This is a genomic window from Methylobacterium radiodurans, from assembly GCF_003173735.1.
In the GTDB taxonomy this organism is placed as follows: Bacteria; Pseudomonadota; Alphaproteobacteria; order Rhizobiales; family Beijerinckiaceae; genus Methylobacterium; species Methylobacterium radiodurans.
This window is the reverse complement of the sequence record NZ_CP029551.1, coordinates 2,773,876-2,793,372: the sequence shown is the minus strand read 5'-3', so window position 1 is coordinate 2,793,372 and position 19,497 is coordinate 2,773,876. Positions and strand designations below refer to the sequence as shown.

At 72.2% G+C, this 19,497-nt stretch carries 19 protein-coding genes, 1 tRNA gene and 1 pseudogene; 8 read left to right on the top strand and 13 right to left on the bottom strand.

From position 1 onward, the window contains the following. Nucleotides 1-200: 200 nt before the first annotated feature. Genes DK427_RS26300 through DK427_RS12935 form a run of 3 tightly spaced genes read right to left on the bottom strand, consistent with a single transcriptional unit; the run spans nt 201 to nt 1,032 of the window. A complete protein-coding gene (locus tag DK427_RS26300) occupies nt 201-656 on the bottom strand; it encodes a hypothetical protein (protein ID WP_162559783.1) in 456 nt (151 codons plus the stop codon). Then, a complete protein-coding gene (locus tag DK427_RS12940) occupies nt 653-880 on the bottom strand; it encodes a hypothetical protein (RefSeq protein ID WP_109951623.1) in 228 nt (75 codons plus the stop codon). Before DK427_RS12940 ends, DK427_RS26300 begins: the two co-directional genes overlap by 4 nt. Beyond that, nucleotides 877-1,032, bottom strand: coding sequence for a hypothetical protein (locus DK427_RS12935; protein ID WP_245930553.1), 156 nt, complete (start codon nt 1,030-1,032; stop codon nt 877-879). Before DK427_RS12935 ends, DK427_RS12940 begins: the two co-directional genes overlap by 4 nt. A 66-nt stretch (nt 1,033-1,098) precedes the next feature. Between DK427_RS12935 and DK427_RS27545 the strand changes: the two are divergent. Then, a pseudogene (locus DK427_RS27545) lies at nt 1,099-1,398 on the top strand (helix-turn-helix domain-containing protein); the annotation flags it as partial. Nucleotides 1,399-1,415: 17 nt separating this feature from the next. Then, a complete protein-coding gene (locus DK427_RS12925; protein WP_109951620.1) occupies nt 1,416-2,465 on the top strand; it encodes a tyrosine-type recombinase/integrase in 1,050 nt (349 codons plus the stop codon). Nucleotides 2,466-2,551: 86 nt separating this feature from the next. Here DK427_RS12925 and DK427_RS12920 read toward each other — a convergent pair. Beyond that, nucleotides 2,552-2,626, bottom strand: a tRNA-Val gene (locus DK427_RS12920). A gap of 197 nt (nt 2,627-2,823) precedes the next feature. Between DK427_RS12920 and DK427_RS12915 the strand changes: the two genes are divergently transcribed. After that, nucleotides 2,824-3,870: a hypothetical protein gene (locus DK427_RS12915; protein WP_109951619.1), complete on the top strand. Its 1,047-nt coding sequence runs from the start codon at nt 2,824-2,826 to the stop codon at nt 3,868-3,870. Nucleotides 3,871-3,872: 2 nt separating this feature from the next. Further along, entirely contained in the window at nt 3,873-6,026 is a 2,154-nt protein-coding gene (locus DK427_RS12910) for a glycosyltransferase family 2 protein (RefSeq protein WP_204165165.1), read from the top strand. A gap of 34 nt (nt 6,027-6,060) precedes the next feature. Here the strand turns inward: DK427_RS12910 and DK427_RS12905 are convergent, their stop codons facing one another. From DK427_RS12905 to DK427_RS12885, 5 genes are all read right to left on the bottom strand, one after another. After that, on the bottom strand, nt 6,061-6,222 hold the full coding sequence (locus tag DK427_RS12905) for a Flp family type IVb pilin (protein ID WP_109951618.1): 162 nt from the start codon (nt 6,220-6,222) through the stop codon (nt 6,061-6,063). Nucleotides 6,223-6,452: 230 nt separating this feature from the next. Further along, on the bottom strand, nt 6,453-7,217 hold the full coding sequence (locus DK427_RS12900; protein ID WP_109951617.1) for an ABC transporter permease: 765 nt from the start codon (nt 7,215-7,217) through the stop codon (nt 6,453-6,455). Between the two features lie 19 nt (nt 7,218-7,236). Further along, the gene (locus DK427_RS12895) at nt 7,237-8,154 is read right to left on the bottom strand and encodes an ABC transporter permease (protein ID WP_109951616.1); all 918 of its coding nucleotides are present in this window, start codon (nt 8,152-8,154) and stop codon (nt 7,237-7,239) included. Beyond that, entirely contained in the window at nt 8,151-9,248 is a 1,098-nt protein-coding gene (locus tag DK427_RS12890; RefSeq protein WP_109951615.1) for an ABC transporter ATP-binding protein, read from the bottom strand. Before DK427_RS12890 ends, DK427_RS12895 begins: the two co-directional genes overlap by 4 nt. Before the next feature lie 7 nt (nt 9,249-9,255). Continuing rightward, nucleotides 9,256-9,942 (bottom strand): Crp/Fnr family transcriptional regulator, encoded by a 687-nt coding sequence (locus tag DK427_RS12885; protein WP_109951614.1) that lies wholly within the window; start codon nt 9,940-9,942, stop codon nt 9,256-9,258. Between the two features lie 377 nt (nt 9,943-10,319). On the opposite strand from DK427_RS12885, the gene DK427_RS12880 reads away from it, so the two are divergent. After that, on the top strand, nt 10,320-11,267 hold the full coding sequence (locus DK427_RS12880; protein ID WP_109951613.1) for a UDP-3-O-acyl-N-acetylglucosamine deacetylase: 948 nt from the start codon (nt 10,320-10,322) through the stop codon (nt 11,265-11,267). Nucleotides 11,268-11,280: 13 nt separating this feature from the next. Here DK427_RS12880 and DK427_RS12875 read toward each other — a convergent pair whose 3' ends face one another. After that, nucleotides 11,281-12,216, bottom strand: a complete 936-nt coding sequence (locus DK427_RS12875) for an AEC family transporter (RefSeq protein WP_109951612.1) — start codon at nt 12,214-12,216, stop codon at nt 11,281-11,283. Nucleotides 12,217-12,344: 128 nt separating this feature from the next. Between DK427_RS12875 and DK427_RS12870 the strand changes: the two genes are divergently transcribed. Then, nucleotides 12,345-14,207, top strand: a complete 1,863-nt coding sequence (locus DK427_RS12870; protein WP_109951611.1) for an ABC-F family ATP-binding cassette domain-containing protein — start codon at nt 12,345-12,347, stop codon at nt 14,205-14,207. Nucleotides 14,208-14,272: 65 nt separating this feature from the next. Continuing rightward, nucleotides 14,273-15,289 carry an alpha/beta fold hydrolase gene (locus DK427_RS12865; protein WP_109951610.1) on the top strand — a complete coding sequence of 339 codons (1,017 nt, stop codon included), beginning with the start codon at nt 14,273-14,275 and terminating at the stop codon, nt 15,287-15,289. Between the two features lie 4 nt (nt 15,290-15,293). On the opposite strand, the gene DK427_RS12860 is transcribed toward DK427_RS12865, so the two are convergent. Further along, nucleotides 15,294-15,527 (bottom strand): hypothetical protein, encoded by a 234-nt coding sequence (locus DK427_RS12860; RefSeq protein WP_109951609.1) that lies wholly within the window; start codon nt 15,525-15,527, stop codon nt 15,294-15,296. A gap of 376 nt (nt 15,528-15,903) precedes the next feature. On the opposite strand from DK427_RS12860, the gene DK427_RS12855 reads away from it, so the two are divergent. Further along, nucleotides 15,904-16,812 (top strand): alpha/beta fold hydrolase, encoded by a 909-nt coding sequence (locus DK427_RS12855; RefSeq protein WP_109951608.1) that lies wholly within the window; start codon nt 15,904-15,906, stop codon nt 16,810-16,812. Nucleotides 16,813-16,845: 33 nt separating this feature from the next. On the opposite strand, the gene rsmD is transcribed toward DK427_RS12855, so the two are convergent. Together rsmD and DK427_RS12845 are read right to left on the bottom strand one after the other, a co-directional pair. Continuing rightward, nucleotides 16,846-17,406, bottom strand: coding sequence for a 16S rRNA (guanine(966)-N(2))-methyltransferase RsmD (gene rsmD / locus DK427_RS12850; RefSeq protein ID WP_109951607.1), 561 nt, complete (start codon nt 17,404-17,406; stop codon nt 16,846-16,848). Then, on the bottom strand, nt 17,403-19,442 hold the full coding sequence (locus tag DK427_RS12845) for a pseudouridine synthase (RefSeq protein ID WP_109951606.1): 2,040 nt from the start codon (nt 19,440-19,442) through the stop codon (nt 17,403-17,405). Before DK427_RS12845 ends, rsmD begins: the two co-directional genes overlap by 4 nt. Nucleotides 19,443-19,497 lie beyond the last annotated feature (55 nt).

The window sequence follows — 19,497 nt, the reverse complement described above, 5'->3', positions numbered from 1 at the left end:
CGTGATCTGCTGACGCCTGAGGCGTGCCGGCAGAAGAACACTCGGAGGCTGCCTCTTTCGGGCAGGACGCTCTTGGTTTCGGGCGAGCGGCGCGCTATGTGTTTTTGCAGTGTACTGGACTTGTTTCTGGGGCCCTCGTAGTTGCTGCTGCGGGGGCCTTTCTTTGTCTAGCGCTACGCTGCCCCCCTTGAGGGGCCTTCTCATCTGATACCCATCTCCTTGTAGGCTTCGACCTTCCGGATATGGAAGGCGGCGTGGACCAGCTCGTTGGCACAGCGCCATGCTTCATCGTTGGGAATACCACGCCTTATCAGCTTGTGCGCGGTGTTTCTGTAGGCCTTCGATCGCAGTTTGTCCCACTCTGGAGAATATAGGTGAGGCAGTTGCTCGAGCGTATTTTGCAGCAACTCAGCATTCCGGCTTAGGGGAAATCCCACGACTTGCGGGGCGGGCTGCGAATGCACCTCGCCGATGCGGCGGCGGACTTCGCCATCCGAGCGCGTCCGGCGCGCCCCACAGGCGCGCGCCGCCGCGGCGCGATCGGCCGGGCTCGGAGGAGGCGGTTGCGGCGCGCGCCGGGGCTTAGTCGGCGGGCGCGGCCGCTCCGCGACCTCGACGCCGGCCGCCGCGAACAAGGGCAGGCGGGGATCGGTCATTGCAGGCCTCCACCGGCAGCCTCGACCCGGGCGAGCACCGCGCGCTCGAACGAGATCCCGTAGCCACGCGCGACCTGATCCGGAAATCCCTGTTCCGACAGATTCGCGATGAAGGCCGCGGACTGGCCAGCCAGCGTCAGGCGGCGCCGGCGCGGGGTGGCGCTCAAGACTGCGCTGACGGCGGTATCAATGACGTGGCTCGGGACGGCGATGATCATGGTCATGGCTCCTCTCGTGCTTTCCGGAGGCGCACACCAGGCCCCTCCCCGTTCTCCTCGATCAGGATCACGCCGCCAGCTTCGAGCGCACTCTGCATCTTGGTGACGCTCGACATCCGCGCGTCCTGCCCGGCCTCGAACCGGTTCACCGTGTTCACGCCGACGGCCGCCTCTCTCGCGAGATCCTGTGTGCTCCACCCGAGAGCGGCCCGGGCCATTCGGCAATGAAGCGGCGTCATAAGGGGCATTTATCACCATTGACGGTTGACTCCAACCCTTTGGGAAGGCAAATACCTCCAATGGTGACATTCTCACCTTTTCGGCCGGTAAATGCCCCGTCCGAGGGCGTTCGCGCGGCCTGGCTGCTGCTCGCCAGAAGGACCGCCATGAGGCCCGACATCCTCACCCCCGCCGACGTCGCGATCGAGTGGGGCTGCTCCGAAAAACACGTTCGCAACATGATCCACCGGGGCGAGCTCGGCCACTTCCGACTCGGCGGCAAGCTCCTGAGAATTCCACGATCCGCCGTAGAGCAAGCAGAATGCGCAAGACAGACGACGACGCCTACACCATCGGCCGGCTCCGCACCGACGAGTTCCCCCGAGGCGAATGCGTCCTCATCTTCCGCCAGGACGGCAAGCGCCGGCGCTTCCGGCTCGGCACGGACAACGAAGCTGAGGCTCGTCGCCGAGCGCCAACGATCTATGCCGAGGCCGTGAAGCCGAAGGGCTCCTCAGTCGGCGAACTCTGGCAGGCTTACCGGCTTGAGAAGGCCGGCAAGCCCTCCGTGGCGATCATGGAGCATCAGTGGAAGGCGCTCGGCCCGCACTTCGGCCGGATGAACGCCGAGGACATCACGATCGACGACTGCAACGCCTACGCGGCTGCGCGCCGCGCGATCGGCCGGAAGGACGGTACGATCTTGACCGAGCTGAACCGGGTCCGGACCGTGCTGAACTGGGCGCACAAGCGCCGGCTGATCCGGGTCTCGCCCCACATTGAGCGGCCGTCCGCGCCGAAGTCGAAGACCGAGCACCTGACGCGCGATCAGGTCCGGGCCCTGCTCAAGGCCTGCTCAATGCCGCACCTGCAGCTCTTCGTGTACCTCGCCTACGCCACCGCCGGCCGGGCCGGCGCGATCCTCGATCTAACCTGGGATCGCATCGATTTCGCGCGGGGCAAGATCGATCTGGAGAACCCCGACATCCGGGTCCCGCACAAGGGCCGCGCCGTGGTTCCGATGAACCGCACGCTCCGGATGCGCCTGCTTGAGGCGAAGCAGGGCGCGCGCTCGGACTACGTGGTCGAGTGGGGTGGCCAGAAGGTCGGCTCGGTGAAGCGGGGTCTCGCCAAGGCGGCTGAGAACGCGGGCCTCCCGCACGTCCACCCGCACATGCTCCGTCACAGCGCGGCGGTGCGCCAGGCCGAGGAAGGCGTGCCGATGGAGGAGATCGCGAGCTTCCTCGGCCACAGCAACGTCAACGTTACGCGGCGCATCTACGCGCGGTTCAGCCCGCACCATCTGCTCAAGAGCGCGGCGGCGCTGGAGCTGGATGACTTCGATCTGACGGAGGTGAAAAGGACCGCCTGAGAGGGCTTCTGCTGGTCCTGATTGGGTGCCTCTGGTTTTGCGAACCAGAGGTAACTACCATCAAATCAGCTAAGTGCTTGATTTGATGGTGGGCGCGACAGGGATCGAACCTGTGACCCCTACCATGTCAAGGTAGTGCTCTCCCGCTGAGCTACGCGCCCGGTCCGGAGCCGCTCGGCTCCGGTGAGACGGGGCTATAGCGGCTGCCCCGGCGGCGCGCAAGCGGGTTTTTGCCGGGCGGATCGTGGGTCGTGCCCGCCGCGTGCAACGCTGCACCGCTTGCGAAAATGCGCTATGGCGCCCTCGCCGACCCGGTGGTCGGCGGCGGGGGGACCCGCCCGGACCGCAGCGACGGGATATGCGTTTCTTCATCGACTACGACAACGGCGAGCGGATCCGCGGTTGGATCGTGCCCGACAACCCGCTCGCGATCAGCCGGGTCGCCGTGGCGGTCGACGGGCGCCGCGTCGCCGAGGTCGAGTCGGCCCATGTCGACATCGTGTTCAAGCAGAACGGCTGGCACTCCACCGGTCAGTGCACCTTCGAGCTGACCGAGGCCGAGGTGCCCGACATCGCCGCCCTGCCGCGGCTCGAACTCTACGACGCCGACACCAACGTGCTGGTCTACCGTCGCGCCCCGCCGGCCGGGCTGGTGTCCGAGCGGGTCATGCTGATCAACACCAGCATCCAGCCCGAGAGCGTGCTTCAGGCAGCCCTCTTCCCGCATTTCCAGCAGGCCCATTTCGGCCTGGAGCGGCTCTCCGACGAGATCCTCACCAGCATCTTCGGCTGTCGCTACGTCGCCTCGGCGCTGCTCGCCGGCGCCGTCACGGTGCCGCGCTACGAGGGCCATTTCACCCCCGACATCGCTGTCGCGGCGATCCTGCTGCACGACCCTTATGTCGAGATGGCGACCCGGATGCGCTGGATGAAGGCGCAGGCGCCGGTGGCGAGCGATCCCGCCCGCGCCTGGCGCCTCGGGCGCTTCGCGGAGGCCGCGCAGTTCAGCACGGAGTACGATTACGCCGACCTGCGGAGCCTCAAGCGGTTCTTTCGCATGATGCCCGAGCCCGCCTACTACCTGCTCTACAACCCGCTGACGCGCCAGCTCGGCACCCGGCTGCCGGACGACCCGCTGAACCCCGGCAACTCGATCGTGGCGATCGAGATCCTGGCGCGCGTGGCCATCGTGGGCCATCGCGACTATTTCGACGCCTTCGCCTCGACCCTGTTCGACCGGCTCGGGATCGAGGCGCCGATCCCCGTGCCCGCGCCGATCCCGGCCGAGACGCTGGCGCTGGCCGAGCGCCTGCGGGCGGTGCGGGCCGTGGAATCGATGCTCGTCTTCGACGTCGCTATGGCGGACGCGGTCACCGCATCGCTCGCCAAGGGCTGGGCGCGCTGAGCGTGGAGCCGGACGCCCTCCTCACCGGGCGCGGGCGCCCGCGCCGCCTGCCGCTGCGCCGGGAGCCCGACGGGCTGAGCCTCGATCTCTCGGGGCTCGGAGGGGCCTGGGTCACCGTCACGCTCACCGACGATCCAGGCGCGGCCCGCAACGCGCGCCTGCTGATGAGCTTCCTGGCGGGCGAGTCCGGCCGGCCGGGCGCGCCGCTCGCCGAGGAGGCGCTCGGCGGTGGCGTCTTCGCCTGGACCGGGCGGCTGCCCGAGGATGTGAGCGCGCTCCGCGTCACCGGTCTCGTGCCGGGCCGCCCGCTCTCGCTCCAGCGGATCGCGCTGCGCCAGCGCTCGCGTCCCTCACTCCTGGCGCGCGGCCTGCTGCGCGACCCCGCCCTCACCCTGCGGGCCGCGTTCTGGCGCGCGCTCGGCAAGCGGGTGCGCGGGCGCGCCTTCCTCGACCGGGCGCTCCGGCACCGGCGCGAGACCGGCTACGGTGCCTGGATCCGGCGCAGCGCCACGCTCACGCCCGCCGACCGCGCCCGCATCCGCGCGGAGGTCGCGGGCTGGGAGGCCGCCCCGCTGATCTCGGTGCTGATGCCGGTGCACGATCCGGCGCCCCGCGTGCTGCGGGTGGCGATCCGCTCGCTCCAGGCGCAGCTCTACCCGCACTGGGAGCTCTGCCTCTGCGACGACGCCTCGCGGAAGCCCGCGGTGGTGCGCCTGATCGACCGTCTCGCCGCCCGCGACCCGCGCATCCGGGTCGTGCGCAGGCCCGAGAACGGTCACATCGCCCGCGCCACCAACGATGCGCTGGCGCTGGCTCAGGGCGCCTTCTGCGCCTTCATGGACCACGACGACGCGCTCCCCGAGCAGGCGCTCTACGAGGTCGCGCGCGCGCTCCGCGATGATCCCGGACTGGTGCTCGTCTACAGCGACGAGGACAAGATCGAGGGGCGCGGGCGCCGGTTCGAGCCGCATTTCAAGGCGGATTTCGACCGCGAGCTGCTCTACGGGCAGAACTACATCAACCACCTGACGGTGGTGCGCACCGATGCAGTCCGGGCGCTCGGCGGCCTGCGTCCCGGCTTCGAGGGCAGCCAGGACCACGACCTGCTGCTGCGCCTGACCGATCAGCTCGATCCGGCCCGGATCCGCCACATCCCGATGGTGCTCTACCATTGGCGGGCGGCGGGCGGCTCCGGCACCTTCTCGGACCGGGCGCTCGCCCGCACGGAAGCCGCCCGGCTGCGGGCGGTCGCCGAGGTGGTGGAGCGCCAGGGCGCGCGGGCCGAGCAGGGCCCGCACGGCTTCGTTCGGGTGGTTCGCCCTCTGCCGGAGCCCGTGCCCCGCGTCTCGGTCATCATCCCGACCCGCGACCGCGCCGAGCTCCTGCGGGTCACCCTCGCCGGGCTGTTCGGCGCGACCGACTACCCGGATATCGAGGTGATCGTCGTCGACAACGACAGCCGCGAGCCGGAGACCCGGGCGCTGTTCGAGACCTATCGGGACGATGCGCGCCTGCACGTGGTACCGGCGCCCGGACCGTTCAACTTCTCGGACCTGTCGAACCGGGGCGCGGCGGCCGCGAGCGGCGCGGTGCTGCTCTTCCTCAACAACGACGTCGAGGTGATCGAGCCGGGCTGGCTCTCCGAGCTGGTCTCGCAGGCGGTGCGGCCGGAGATCGGCGCGGTCGGGGCCAAGCTCCTCTACCCGGACGGCACGGTGCAGCACGGCGGCGTCGTGCTCGGCATCGGGGGCGTGGCCGGCCACTCCCATCTCGGCCTGCCGGACGAGGATCCCGGCTACTTCGCCCGGATGGTGCTGGTGCAGGAGGTCTCGGCGGTGACCGGCGCCTGCCTCGCCATGCGGGCCGAGGTGTTCCGCGCGGTCGGCGGCTTCGATGCGGAGGCGCTGAAGGTCGCCTTCAACGACATCGACCTGTGCCTGAGGATAAGCGCAGCCGGCTACCGCATCCTGTGGACGCCCTTCGCTAAGCTCGTCCACCACGAATCGAAGAGCCGGGGACCCGAGGACACGTCCGAGAAGCGCGCCCGTTTCCAGGCGGAGACCGCGGTGATGCAGGAGCGCTGGGGGCCTGAGCTGCGGGCCGATCCGTACTACAACATCAACCTGTCGCGGATCTCGGCGCACTACCGCCTGTAGGCAAGAGATCCCGTGGCGGTGCCAGGCCTCCCGATCAGTTCAGTTGGGTCGAGATGCTGTTGAACTTGGCGTTCAGCTGCGTGCCGATGATCTGAAGCGTGCCGATGATCACCACGGCGATGAGCGCTGCGATCATGCCGTACTCGATAGCAGTCGCGCCGTCGCGGTCCTTCAGGAAGCGGGTGATCAGATGCATGGGTCCCTCTTGCACTCCGTGCTCTAGGCTCTAGCCGGACTCTCGTTCGGCGCCGTGAGCAAGTGATGATGTACCAGAATACAACTTAACGGATTATCGCCTCGCGCGAACATATGTCGCAGGGAAGGTGATACGAGCGCCAAAGCTCTGGGAACTTTGATCGCGGTGCTGTGATTCCGCGCGGTAGCGGAGAGTTGTGCACGATCTGGTTGTGCCGGTCTGTGTGACGTTTAGCGCCGCGCGCTCAGGCGCGAGGCAGCGAGAACCGCAAGCGTCACGCCCAGCACGAGCAGCGTCGAGGCGGCGTTGATCTCCGGGTTCACGCCGAGCCGGACCTGACTGTAGAGGCGCATCGGCAGCGTCGTGGCGCCGGGCCCCGAGACGAAGCTCGCGATGACGAGATCGTCGAGCGACAGGGTGAAGGCGAGGAGGAACCCGGCGAGCACCGCCGGCGCGAGGAGCGGCAGGGTCACGGTGGCGAAGACCCGGAGCGGCCCTGCGCCGAGGTCCGCGGCGGCTTCCTCCAGGCCTCGGTCGAGGCCGCGCAGGCGCGCGCCGACCACGACCGCGACGAAGCCGGTGCAGAAGGTCGCGTGCGCGATCACGAGGGTGCCGATGCCCCGGTCGAGCCCGGTGCCGACGAAGAGCAGGAGCAGGGACAGGCCGATGATCACCTCGGGCATCACCATCGGGGCGAAGACGAGGCCGGTGAGGAGGGCTCGCGAGCAAAATCGCCCGTGCCGGGCGAGGGCCAGGGCGGCGAGCGTCCCGAGCACCGTTGCGACGGCGCCGGAGAGCAGGGCCACGCGCAGGGAGACCCAGGCGGCGGCGAACAGCGGCCCGTCGCTCAGCAAGGCCGCGTACCAGCGGGTCGAGAAGCCGCCCCAGACGGTGACGAGCCGCGAGGCGTTGAACGAGTAGACCGCCAGCACCAGGATCGGCGCGTACAGGAAGGCGAGGCCGAGCCCGAGCACGGCGCGCAGGAACAGGCTCATGCGTGTCGCACCGGACGCATCACCGGGCGGCCTCCCGGCCGGCGCCGCGGAACAGCAGCACCGGGCCGATCACGATGAGCAGGAGCAGCACGGCGACCGCCGAGGCCAGCGGCCAGTCGCGATTCGAGAAGAACTCGCTCCACAGCACGCGCCCCAGCATCAAGGTGTCCGAGCCGCCGAGCAGATCGGGGATCACGAACTCGCCGACCATCGGGATGAAGCAGAGCAGCGCCCCCGCCGCGATGCCGGGGGCGGCGAGCGGCAGCGTCACGCTCCAGAACGCCCGCACCGGCCCGGCCCCGAGATCGGCGGCGGCCTCGCGCAAGCTGCCGTCGAGGCGGCTCATCACCGCGTAGAGGGGCAGCACCATGAAGGGCAGATAGGCGTAGACGAGCCCGATCAGCACGGCCGTCGGCGTGTTCAGGATCTCCAGGGGCCGCGCGATCAGGCCGAGGCGCAGGAGACCCGCGTTGAGCAGCCCCTCCGGCTTCAGGATCGCGATCCAGGCGTAGACCCGCACGAGGAAGCTCGTCCAGAACGGCACCACCACGAGGGCGACGAGGAGCGGCTGAAGCCGCGCGGGCGCCCGGGCCAGCGCGTAGGCCAGCGGCGTGCCGAGCAGCACGAGGACGAGGCTCGCCGCGCCCGCATAGGCCAGCGAGCTGAGCGCGGCGTCGCGGTAGAACGTGTCGAACCACAAAACCGCGTAGTTCTCGAAGTCGAGCGCTTCGAGGAAACTCGCCCAGCCCTCGCGGCCGCCCTGCCAGTCGAGGACCGGCAGGTAGGGCGGCATCGCGGTGGCGGCGTCCGAGAGGCTGATCTTCAGGGTGATCAGGAAGGGCACGAGGAAGAAGGCCGAGAGCCAGACGAGCGGCGGCAGCCGCACGAGGCGCGCGCGCCAGCGCGCATGCCATCGGTCTGCGGCCGAGGTCCTCATGCCGGCAGGATCGTGGCCGCCTCGGCGGCGAAGCGCAGGCGGACGGAGGTGCCGGCCGGGAAGGCGTCCGCGCCCTCCGGTGGGCCGCTCGCACGAATCGCGCTGCCGTCGGAGAGGCGCAGGGCGCGGGCGATGCGGTCCCCGAGGAAGACGCGCTCCGCGACCGTCGCCGGGATCCCCGCCGATGCGCCCTCCCCCGCCTCGTCCGGCCCGAGCGCGACCCGCTCCGGACGCACCGCCACCACGACCGCGTCCCCCTCGGACAAGGCGGCAGCGGGCGCGCGGGCGCGCAGAGGTCCGGACGCGGTCTCGACCGCCCGGAGGCCGCCCGGCTCGCCCGGACCGAGGCGGCCGGGGATCAGATTTACGTCGCCGAGAAGCCCCGCCACGTAGCGGCTCGCCGGCCGGTCGTAGAGCTCGGCCGTCGCGCCGACCTGCACGATGCGCCCCTGCGCCATCACGCCGACCCGGTCGGCGAGCCGCATCGCCTCCTCAGGATCGTGCGTTACCACGATGAAGCTCGTGCGCAGGCGCCGCTGCAGGGCACGCAGCTCGCTCTGGGTCTCCTCCCGGAGTGCCCGGTCGAGGGCGGTCAGCGGCTCGTCGAGGAGCAGCAGTCGGGGCTCGCGGGCGAGCGCGCGGGCGAGCGCCACCCGCTGGCGCTGGCCGCCCGACAGCGTGTCCGGCCGGCGATCGGCGAGATCCTCCAGGCGCACCATCCGCAGCAGGTCCGCCACGCGCCCGGCCCGTTCCGCCCGGGGCCGGTCCGCGAGGCCGTAGGCGACGTTCCGCGCCACGCTCATGTGCGGGAACAGCGCGTAGGACTGGAACATCATGTTGATCGGGCGCCGGTGCGCGGGCAGCCCGGTCAGGTCCTGCGTGCCGAGTCGGATCGTGCCCGCGTCGGGCTGCTCGAAGCCGGCGATGAGGCGCAGCAGAGTGCTCTTGCCGCAGCCCGAGGGACCGAGCAGGCAGAACACCTCGTTCTCGGCGAGCGCGAGGTCGACGCCGTCGACGGCTGTCGCGCCGCCGAAGCGTTTCGTCACGCCCGCGAGCCGCAGAAGCGGCGCGGATGCCCCGTTCGTCGCGGTCACGATCCGCTCAGCCGTCCTCGCGCAGGGCCTCGGCGACGCGGGCCTCCAGAAGGTCCGGCCGGCGGATCACCAGGGCGCCGCGGGTGCGATCGACCAGCCCCTCGCTCGCCATGGCGGTGAACTCGCGCGTCACCTGCTCGCGGCGGCAGCCGATGCGGGCGGCGAGCACGTGGTGGTAGGGCGGCGGGCTCACCACCCGCTCCTCCCCCCCGCCCGCGCGCGGTACCGAGAGGCGCAGCAATTCGGCGTAGAGGCGGTGCCGCAGGTCGAGCAGCGCGTGCTCCATCAGGCGGGTGTTCAGCTCGCGCACGCGCTTGGCGAGCAGGCGGAACAGCCGATCGGCGATGGCCTCGGAGGCGAACACGATCTGCCGGAACACGGCGGCCGGCACCACGCAGACCTCGCCGCGGGTGAGCGCCGTGACGTTGGCTGAGCGCCCGACCCCGTCGATCGCCGCGAGCTCGCCGAAGAAGGCGCCGCCGCGCATCTCGCCGAGGATCACCTCCTTGCCCGACTGGGTGCGGTTGAGGATCCGCACCTCGCCGCCCGCCAGGAAGTAGACGTCCGTGGAGATGTCGTCGAAATCGACCAACACCTCGTGCTCGTCGAAACGGCGCCAGTGGCAGCGGGTCTCGAACGGAGCGAGATCGATGCCCGGCTCCTTGAAGAACGGTATGGTGGACAGCCGCGCCATCCGGATCAGCCCCTCGCTGCGCGGGCCCGTCGCCGCGGGACCCGGGAGCGGGTTCTTCGCAGGGAGGCGCCCCGTGTCCGGTCGATCCGGGCCGGGGCTTCGACGTGGCCGTGACGTGTCCGCGAATGGTGACGGCAGCCTCCGGGGCGGTCAAGGCTGGGCCGGGTTTCACGACCCTGTCCCGGCACGATTCAGGTGGATGAGCCGCGCTGACACCATTGTGAGGCGCGGGCTTCTTTCCGCTGCCCGGTCCGCGCGCTAACGAGAAGACATCTCCGATCGCGGCCGGCCCTGGGGGCGCGGCGGGCCGCGGCGGCCGATCGAACCGGCGTTGCGCCGGCCGTCGCGCGTCCGTGGGCCCCGACCGAGCCCGCGTCATGTCCGCCCCCTTCCCGACGATCCTGCCGGAGATCCCCCCGATCCTGCCGGAGATCCCCCCGATCCTGCCGGAGGCTTGGGCCCGGCCCGCCCGGCAGGCGACGCTCGGCGCCGCCTTCGAGCGCGCGGGACCGGGACTGCATACCGGGCGCCGCGCGAACGTGCGGGTCTCGCCGGCCGCGGCCGGAGCCGGCATCCTGTTCCGGCGGCAGCTGAAGGACGGGCGCCGGGCCGACGTGCCGGCCCTCTGGCGCTACCGCGAGTCGCAGCCGCTGTGCACGGCGCTCCGCTCGAGCGACGGCATCCTCGTGCGCACCGTCGAGCACCTGATGGCTGCGCTCTCCGCCCACCGCATCGACAACGCGCTGGTCGAGATCGACGCCGAGGAGCTGCCGATCTTCGACGGCAGCGCCCTGCCCTGGTGCGCGGGCATCCGCGGGGCGGGCCGTATCGAGCAGGACGCCCCACGCCGGTCTTTGCGGCTACGGCGTCCGGTCGCGGTGCGGATGGGCGAGCGTTCCTTGAGCGTCGAGCCCTGCGATCACCTCCGCGTCTCGGCGCATCTCGCCCTGGCGCATTTCCCGGGAATGGACTGGACCGGGCCCGTCGATCCCGAGACCTTCGACCGCGCCCTCGCGCCCTCGCGCAGCTTCGGCCGCCTGAAATGGGCGGTGCCGCTGAAGCTCTACAGCTTCCTGACCGGGAAGCCGGTGCTGCGCGGCGCGAACCTCCGTACCACGGCGGGTATCGTCGGGAGCCGCGTCGTCGGCGGCATGCGGGTGCCGGACGAGCCCGTGCGCCACCGCGCGCTCGACCTCGTCGGCGACCTCGCGCTGATCGGTCACCCCCTGCTCGGCCACGTCAGGGCGGCGCATACGGGCCACGAGCTGAACCACGCGCTGGTGGCCAAGCTGATGGCGGAACCGGACGCCTGGGAACTGGTCTGAGCTGCAGCCCCGCTCAGACCAGACCCGCGAGGGCACCGAGGCCGATCATCACCAGCGGCAGCAGGGCAGCTGCCAGCACGGTCTGGGTCGCGGTAATGCCGGCCATCAGCGGGGCGTCGCCGCCGAGCTGGCGGGCCATGATGTAGGCCGAGGAGGCGGTCGGCAGGGTCTGGAACAGCAGCGCCGTCACCGCCGCCGGACCGCTCAGCCCGAGCGCGAGGCAGGCCAGCACGGTCGCCACCGGCATCAGGCCGAACTTGAACAGCGAGGCCGCCGCCACCGGCCGGATCCAGGCCCGCGCCGTGCCGAAATCGAGCGCCGCCCCGACGCAGAGCAGGCCCAGCGGCAGCGAGGCCTGACCCAGGGCCTTCAAGGCCGGCTCGATGCCCGGCGGCAGGGGCAGGTGCGCCGCCTGGAGCAGGATGCCGCCGAGGCTGCCCAGCACCAGCGGGTTGAGGGCGATCTGCCGGAGGATCAGGCCGGGACGCGCCTGCCCGGCCGTGCCGTAGCGGGCGAAGATCAGCACGCAGAGCACGTTGACGGTCGGCACGATCGCGGCGTTGGCGACCGCGGCCAGCGCCACCCCTTGGGCCCCGTAGAGCCCCGCCGCCGCCGAGACGCCCACATAGTTGTTGAAGCGGATGCCGCCCTGGAAGACCGAGGTGAAGGCCGCGCCGTCGAGCCGGAAGAGCGGGCGCGCCGCGACCAGCACCAGCGCGACGCAGGCCGTCGAGAGCACCAGCACGGCGGCGAGTTCGAGCACCGGAACCCCGTCGAGCCGGGCGGTGGCGAGCCCGTGCACGAGCAGGCTCGGCAAGAGCACGTAATAGGCGAGCCGTTCGGCCTGCGGCCAGAAGGCGGGTGCCAGGAAGGTCCGGCGTCGCAGGACGGCGCCGAGCCCGATCAGGAGCGCGATCGGCACCAGCGCCGCGAGAATGGTCAAGGTCATGGCGTGCCGTATACCGGCCCGCCCGCCCGCGAGAAGATGCGCCGCCACTCCGGCGTGACAGCCCCGCGCGCGCGTCCCCTCCCAGCGTCCTCTTGCAACCGCCCCCGGCCCCGGCCAGAACGCGGGCCATGCTGCGCGTCAACGACCTCACCTACCGCATCGGCGACCGCGTCATCCTGGACGGGGCGAGCTTCACCATCCCCGAGGGCGCGCGGGTCGGCCTCGTCGGGCGCAACGGCGCCGGCAAGACCACCCTGTTCCGGGCGATCCTCGGTGACCTGCCGACCGACGACAAGGCGGTTGCGATGCCCAAGGGCATGCGCATCGGCGCCGTGGCCCAGGAGGCGCCCGCCGGCCCCGAGACCCTGCACGCGGTGGTGCTCGCCGCCGACACCGAGCGCGCCCGCCTCATGCAGGAGGCCGAGACGGCGGACGGGATCCGCCGGGCCGAGATCGAGACCCGGCTCGTCGATATCGGCGCCCACTCCGCACCGGCCCGCGCGGCCGCGATCCTGCACGGCCTCGGCTTCGACGCGGCGGCGCAAGGGAGGCCCTGCTCGGACTTCTCCGGCGGCTGGCGCATGCGCGTGGCGCTCGCCGCCGTGCTGTTCTCCGAGCCCGACCTGCTGCTCCTCGACGAGCCGACCAACTACCTCGACATCGAGGGCACGCTCTGGCTCTACGACTACCTGCAGAAGTACCCGCGCACCGCGATCATCATCAGCCACGACCGCGACCTCCTGGACGAGAGCGTGGACCACATCCTCCACCTCGACCGGGGCAAGCTGACGATCTACCGGGGCGGCTACACCAGCTTCGCCCGGCAGCTCGCCGAGAAGCGGGTGCTCCAGGCGAAGGCCAAGGCCAAGCAGGACGTCGAGCGCGCCCATCTCCAGAGCTTCATCGACCGCTTCAAGGCCAAGGCCACGAAGGCGCGCCAAGCGCAGTCGCGCATGAAGCGGCTCGCCAAGATGGAGCCGATCGCGGCCCTGATCGAGGACGACGTGCCGGTGATCCACCTGCCGAGCCCGGAGAAGCCGCTCTCGCCGCCGATCGTCGCGATGGAGCGGGTCCAGGCCGGCTACGCCGACCGGATCGTGCTCTCGGGGCTCAATCTGAGTCTGGCGCCTGATGACCGGGTGGCGTTGCTCGGCGCCAACGGCAACGGCAAGTCGACCTTTTGCAAGCTGATCGGCGGGCGTCTGCCCCCGCTCACCGGCCAGGTGAAGCGCTCCTCCAAGATGGATGTGGCCTACTTCGCCCAGCACCAGCTCGACGAGCTGCGCCCCGCCGAGAGCGCGGTCGCGCATGTCCGCACGCTGATGCCGGGCGAGCCCGAGGCGAAGGTGCGCTCGGCCGCCGCCCGCCTCGGCTTCGGCGCGGCCAAGGCCGATACGCCGGTGCAGCAGCTCTCGGGCGGCGAGAAGGCGCGCCTGCTGATGGGGCTCGCGGCCTTCCGGGGGCCGCACCTCCTCATCCTCGACGAGCCCACCAACCACCTCGACATCGAGAGCCGTCAGGCGCTCGTCGAGGCGATCAACGACTACGAGGGCGCCGTCATCCTGGTGAGCCACGACCGCTTCCTGGTCGAGGCCTGCGCCGACCGGCTCTGGCTGGTCTCGGACGGCACGGTAAAGACCTTCGACGGCGACATGGACGATTACCGCCGCCTTGTGCTCGCCGGCCCCGAGCGGGAGGAGCGCGACGCGGACGGCAGCGGCGGCAAGCAGGCCGAGGCCAGGCGCGCGGGCGTCGAGCGCCGCGCCGCGCTCGCGCCGCTCCGCAAGCGCCTGGAAGGCGTCGAGGCGCGCATGGCCAAGCTCACGGCCGCCATCGCCAAGATCGACGCGGCCCTGGAGGACGGTACCGCCTTCCGCGAGAACGCCGCCAAGGCCGGCGAGATCGCCCGGATGCGCGCCGAGGCGGCCGACGCGCTCGCCGCGGCCGAGGAGGAGTGGCTGAATCTCAGCGCGGAGATCGAGGCGGCCTGAGCCGCCGCAACGCGGCCGCGCCCACGGCGTTGTCGCCCGAGACGAGGGCGGCGGAACGGGACGGCATGGCACGGCGACCTCACAGCATCGGACCGGTCCTGGCGCGCGGCGCCGCGAAGGGCCTCGGCATCGCGGCCCTCGGCGGGGCAGCGGCCTGGCTCGCCTGGAGCCGCCTCGCCGTGCCGCACCGGGTGCCTCTCCACCCCGCCCTGCCCGCGCGGCGCGAGGACCTCGATACCGCCCGCGCCGGCCGCGTCTCGTTCTACGGCGACGACGCGGCGGACGGAGTGCCGCTGCTCCTCGTCCACTCGGTCAACGCGGCGGCGAGCGCCTACGAGGTGCGCCCGCTCTACGGGCATTACCGGCGCGAGCGGCCGGTCTACGCCCTCGACCTGCCGGGTTTCGGCTTCTCGGAGCGGTCCCGGCGACCCTATACGCCGGGCCTGATGGTCGAGGCGATCCACGCAGTGGCCAGCGAGATCCGGCGCCGGCACGGCGGTGTCCGGATCGACGCGCTCGGGCTCTCGCTCTCCTGCGCCTACCTTGCCCGCGCGGCTCTGGAGCGGGCGCAGGATTACCGCAGCCTCGCGCTGATCAGCCCGGCGGGCTTCGACGCGCGTCTCTCCGGCCGCGGCGCATTCGGCGGCGACCGCCGCCGCCCGACGACGCGGGCGCTCCTCGACGCGCCGCCGCACGGCCGGGCGCTGTTCGACGCGCTCACCAGCCGGCCGAGCCTGCGCTTCTTCCTGGAGAAGACCTGGGGGTCGCCCGAGATCGACGAGGGGCTGCTCGAATACGACCACGCCACGACGCATCAGCCGGGGGCCGAGCACGCGCCGTTCTGCTTCGTATCGGGCTACCTGTTCCCGACCGACACGACTCGGCTCTACGAGGCGCTGTGGCTGCCGGTGCTGATGCTGCACGGGGAGCGGGGGGACTTCGTCGATTACCGCGACGCCCCGCGCTTCGCCGCGCGGCCGAACTGGCGCGTCGCGGCGCTGCCGACCGGTGCCTTCCCGCATTTCGAGCGCCTGGACGAGGTCCGCGCCCGCTACGACGCCTTCCTGGCGGAGATGGCCTGAACCGTCAGTTCACGGCGGCGCTGGCCGAGCGCGCGCGGGGCGCCAGCGTCCGCGGACCACCCATCAGGGCGTCCAGTCGGCTCATCCGGGCCGTGAAGCCCTCCGAGGCGGCGATAGCCGCCCGGCTCTGCGGCTTCGCGGCGGGCTTGGCGTGATGCGCCTCGCGGGCGGCGGCGAGCGCCGGGAAGGCGAGGAGGCCAGCGAGGGCGAGAGCGACAGCGCGACGATGCGATGACATGACCGCGATCCTGTTTCAAACGGCGAGGCGAAATGCGCCATGCCCGATTGCCGCCAAGCTAGGCTTGTCGACTCCTGCAATCTGTGCGGTGGGGCACATCGCGCGATCGACGCGCCGGTTGTACCGGATCGTAGAGGCCGCGTAGGCTGGGCAGGGGGCGCCGGGTGTTCAGATCCCGGGCGCGGGGAAGCGCGGAGGCGGGTATGTCGCCGGAACTGAAGGAATCGCGCGCGGCGCTGATCCTGCTCGCCGTCGCCGTGGTCTCGGTGCTGGCCTTCGGGGTGTTCACCCTGCTCACTCAGATCGGCTGAGTCGGCGCGGAGCCCGCCGCGCCCAGGCGCGTTGACGAGGTCGCGACGCGGGAGATCACGACCACATGGACGGCGCCGATCTGTTTCCGGGCTTCGAGGCGCTCTGGCTCGACGCGCCCTGGGGCAAGGCTTTCGCGCGGGCCGGCGGCCCCGAGGCGGCGCCACCGCTCCTGCTGCTCCACGGCTTCCCGGAGTGCCACGCGATGTGGCACCGGATCGCCCCCGACCTTGCCCGCGACCACCGGGTGATCTGCCTCGACCTCAAGGGCTATGGCTGGTCCGCCGCGCCCGCGGGCGATCCCGCGCACGAAGCCTACGCCAAGCGCACGCTCGGCCGCGAGATCGTCGCCCTGATGGAGCGGATCGGCCACGTCCATTTCGCGCTCGCCGGCCATGACCGCGGCGCACGGGTCGCTTACCGCCTCGCGCTGGACGAGCCTGGCCGTGTCTCGCGGCTCGTGCTCGTCGACATCGTGCCGACCGCAGTGCAGTGGGAGCGCATCACCGCTCGCCCCGGCATGAACCCGCACTGGCCGTTCCTGGCGGAGCCCGCCCCCGGCCCGGAGCAGCAGATCGCGGCCGGGCCCGACGCCTATTTCGAGGGCCTGCTGACGGAGTGGGCGGGGGCGCACGACCTCGCGGTCTTCGATCCGCGCGCGCTCGACCTCTACCGGCAGGCCTGGAACGTGCCGGACCGCATCCACGCCATGTGCGAGGATTACCGGGCGGGCGCCGGGCCGGACCGCGCCGCCGACGAGGCCGACATCGCGGCCGGCCGGACGCTCGCCATGCCGGTGCTGGTCCTGTCGAGCCGTGAGTACCTCAACAAGGGCAAGCCGGAGACCGCCCTGGAGGCGTGGCGGCGCACCCTTGCGCCGAACGCGGTCGGCACGGAGATCGCGGGCGGCCACTTCCTGGCGGAGGAGAACCCGGAGGCGACGCTGCGGGCGATGCGGGATTTCCTGACGGGCTGATCTCCGCCGCGCGCCCGTGGGGAGGCCGACGGCCTACTCCGCCCTGAAGCGTGCGAGAACCACGGCCGTCTCGCCGTAGGCGCGCCGCTCCAGTTCCTCGAAGCCGTCGGGCAGCGCGACGCTGGCGGAGCCGGATTCCTCCACGACGGCCAGCGCGCCCGGGGCAAGCCAGCCGCCCGCGGCGGCGCTTGCCAGGGCCGCCGGGGCGAGGTCGCGGCCGTAGGGCGGATCGCAGAAGACGAGACCGTAGGGCGCGCCGGGACCCATCGGCCCGAGCTTCGTGGCGTCGCGCCGGAACAGCCGCGTCGTGCCCTCGGCGCCGAAGGCCTCGATGTTGTGGCGGATGACGCCGCGCGCCTCGGTACCCTCGTCGACGAGGAGCGCGTAGGCGGCCCCCCGCGACAGGGCCTCGAAGCTGAGCGCTCCGGTCCCCGCGAAGAGGTCGAGCACCCGCGCGCCGGGGACGGGATCGTCGTAGGCGTGCGCCAGCACGTTGAACAGCGCCTCGCGCAGCCGGTCCGAGGTGGGCCGGATCGCGTCGGTGCGGGGCGTGGCGAGGCGTCGGCCGCGCCAAGCCCCGCCGACGATCCTCACCGGGCCCCGCGGGGCGGCCGGCCGCCGCCGCCCGAGCGGCCGCCGGGACCACCGCCGCCGGGCTTGAAGCCACCGGACTTGAAGCCGCCGGGCTTACCCCCGGGCCTCCCGCCGCGGGTGGGCGCACCTTCGCCGCGTCCGCCGAAGCCGCCGGGACGGCCGCCGGGCTTGGGCCCGGCCTTGTAGCCGCCGCCCTCGGATCCACCGGACTTCGCAGCCCCGGGTCTGCCGCCGAACTTCGCACCGCCGGGCTTGCCGCCGCCGAACGAGCCGCCGGGCTTCCGGTCACCGAATTTGCCGCCCGGGCGAGCCCCGGCATCCCGCGGCCCGGTCCCGCGGGCCTCGCCGTAGCCGCGCTCGCCGAAGCCGCGATCGCCGGAGCGCCCGCCGCCTTCCGACCCGCCCGCGCGGCGCGGGGCGCGCTCGGCACCCTCGCCGCGGGGGGCGCGCTCGGCGCGCGCCGGACGATCCGTCCGCGCCGCCCGGTCCGGGCGCGGTGCGCGATCGGCCCGGGCAGCCCGCTCGCCGCGCGCCTCGTCACCGGACCGGTAGCGCGGCCGCGCGTCCGCCCGGGGCGCGCCCGCCTCGTCCGACTTGGCGTAGCGGGGACGCCGCTTCGGCGGCTCGGCCGCGGGCTCCGGCTGCGGGCTGGGACCCAGGCGCTCGACCAGCACGCGCCGCTCGCCGCTCTTGATCGCGCCGACCCGCTCGCGCCCGCGCTCGGCGGCGGCGGCCCGCTCGATCTTCGGATCGGCGCCGCGGCGCGGCGGACGGCCGGGGCGCTGCGTCTCGCCCTCATCGGCGCGCCAGACCGAGCGGCGCGGGCCGGGGCCCATGCCGCCGGTCGGCACCCGCTCCGGTGCGGCCGCCGGGCGCGCCGGCCGGGCCGGGCGCTCTCCGCGCTCGCCGCCGTCGCGGTAGGACCGCTCGCCCCGCTCTCCCCGGTCCGCGCGCTCGGTCCGGGCCTCCTGGCGGCCGGCTTCTTGGCGACCCGCGTCCTGGCGCGCCGCCTCCTTCTGCTTCGGCGAGCCGAAGGGCGCGATCGGCTCGCGCACCGGGCTCTCGAAATCGACGCCGGCCTGCTCGGCGAGCGTCTTGCCGAGCTGCTCCTTCAGCACCTTGGTGCGCACCTCCTCGGTCAGCCCCATCTCGAGGTCGCCGAGCTGGAACGGGCCGAAGGAGAGCCGGATCAGCCGGTTCACCTGCAGGCCGAGATGTTCGAGGATGCGCTTGACCTCGCGGTTCTTGCCCTCGCGCAGGCCCATCGTGATCCAGAGGTTGTCGCCCTGGACCCGGTCGAGGGTGGCCTCGACGGGGCCGTACTCCATCCCATCGATGGTTACGCCCTTGCGCAGCCGGTCGAGCTGCGCCTGGTCGGTGTCGCCGTGGGCGCGCACGCGGTAGCGGCGCAGCCAGCCTGTGTCGGGATGGGCGATGACCTTGGCGAGGCCGCCGTCGTTGGTCAGCAGCAGCAGGCCCTCGGTGTTGATGTCGAGCCGGCCCACCGCCACGACGCGGGGCATGTCCTCCGGCAGCGCCTCGAACACGGTCTGGCGCCCCTCGGGGTCGCGCGCCGTAGTGACGAGGCCGCGCGGCTTGTGGAAGATCCAGAGCCGGGTCCGCTCGCGCTCCGGCATGGGCTCGCCGTCGATCAGGATGCGGTCGGATTCCGTCACGTTGACGGCCGGTGAATCGAGCACCTGCCCGTTGAGGCTGACCCGGCCGGCCGCGATCATCGCCTCCGCGTCCCGGCGCGAGGCGATGCCGGCGCGCGCGATCGCCTTGGCGATGCGCTCGCCCTCGTAGGCGCTCTCCTCGGGGGCCTCGCTCGGCGCGGTGGGCTTGGCGGGGTGCTCCGGCGCGCGACGGCGCAGCGGGGCATCGCCGCCCGCGCGCTCGGCCCGCGCGTCGCGGGCCTTGGGCCGCCGCTCGCTGTCGGGCTTCTCGGTGTTGGCGTCGGTCGCGGGCGTCCAGGCCTGCGCGGACGGGTCGTCGGCCCGCCCGTCGCGGCCGCTCTCGGATGAATTGTCGCTCATGGGCCAAGCCCATAACAGAGGCCGCCCCGGTGCGCGAGACGTCAGATTCGGCCGT

Excerpts from the sequence above, each read along its gene's own strand:
- DK427_RS26300 (WP_162559783.1), bottom strand. The coding sequence starts at position 656 with ATGACCGATCCCCGCCTGCCCTTGTTCGCGGCGGCCGGCGTCGAGGTC.
- DK427_RS12940 (WP_109951623.1), bottom strand. The coding sequence starts at position 880 with ATGACCATGATCATCGCCGTCCCGAGCCACGTCATTGATACCGCCGTC.
- DK427_RS12925 (WP_109951620.1), top strand. The coding sequence starts at position 1,416 with ATGCGCAAGACAGACGACGACGCCTACACCATCGGCCGGCTCCGCACC.
- DK427_RS12915 (WP_109951619.1), top strand. The coding sequence starts at position 2,824 with ATGCGTTTCTTCATCGACTACGACAACGGCGAGCGGATCCGCGGTTGG.
- DK427_RS12905 (WP_109951618.1), bottom strand. The coding sequence starts at position 6,222 with ATGCATCTGATCACCCGCTTCCTGAAGGACCGCGACGGCGCGACTGCT.
- DK427_RS12900 (WP_109951617.1), bottom strand. The coding sequence starts at position 7,217 with ATGAGCCTGTTCCTGCGCGCCGTGCTCGGGCTCGGCCTCGCCTTCCTG.
- DK427_RS12895 (WP_109951616.1), bottom strand. The coding sequence starts at position 8,154 with ATGAGGACCTCGGCCGCAGACCGATGGCATGCGCGCTGGCGCGCGCGC.
- DK427_RS12885 (WP_109951614.1), bottom strand. The coding sequence starts at position 9,942 with ATGGCGCGGCTGTCCACCATACCGTTCTTCAAGGAGCCGGGCATCGAT.
- DK427_RS12880 (WP_109951613.1), top strand. The coding sequence starts at position 10,320 with ATGTCCGCCCCCTTCCCGACGATCCTGCCGGAGATCCCCCCGATCCTG.
- DK427_RS12875 (WP_109951612.1), bottom strand. The coding sequence starts at position 12,216 with ATGACCTTGACCATTCTCGCGGCGCTGGTGCCGATCGCGCTCCTGATC.
- DK427_RS12870 (WP_109951611.1), top strand. The coding sequence starts at position 12,345 with ATGCTGCGCGTCAACGACCTCACCTACCGCATCGGCGACCGCGTCATC.
- DK427_RS12865 (WP_109951610.1), top strand. The coding sequence starts at position 14,273 with ATGGCACGGCGACCTCACAGCATCGGACCGGTCCTGGCGCGCGGCGCC.
- DK427_RS12860 (WP_109951609.1), bottom strand. The coding sequence starts at position 15,527 with ATGTCATCGCATCGTCGCGCTGTCGCTCTCGCCCTCGCTGGCCTCCTC.
- DK427_RS12855 (WP_109951608.1), top strand. The coding sequence starts at position 15,904 with ATGGACGGCGCCGATCTGTTTCCGGGCTTCGAGGCGCTCTGGCTCGAC.
- DK427_RS12845 (WP_109951606.1), bottom strand. The coding sequence starts at position 19,442 with ATGAGCGACAATTCATCCGAGAGCGGCCGCGACGGGCGGGCCGACGAC.